This window comes from Streptococcus sp. HMSC071D03 (genome assembly GCF_001812125.1).
Classification (GTDB): Bacteria; Bacillota; Bacilli; order Lactobacillales; family Streptococcaceae; genus Streptococcus; species Streptococcus pseudopneumoniae_N.
Genome location: NZ_KV807702.1, coordinates 1 through 242 on the forward strand (window position 1 = coordinate 1; position 242 = coordinate 242).

1 pseudogene is annotated in these 242 nt (G+C 40.1%); it reads right to left on the reverse strand.

The annotated features are described in order from the left end of the window. Positions 1-242 (reverse strand): annotated as a pseudogene (locus tag HMPREF2837_RS01035) (G5 domain-containing protein); the annotation flags it as partial.

Here is a 242-nt window from a genome sequence, read left to right on the forward strand (position 1 = left end):
ATTGTTCAACCTTAGTTTTCGCACCAACTTTAACGATTGTCTTACCTGCCGGGGTGACAACTGGGGTACCAACGTGTTCTGTGATATGACCGTCGTTTGAATCTACATCGTAAGTAGTTGTAGTAACTGTTTTACCTTTTTTACCCTCAATACGCTGATATGGTGTACCGAAGTTTTTTTCAACATCTTTAACATACTCAACTTCAGGTTCAATTGGCGTTTCTACTACTTTGTCCTTCGCT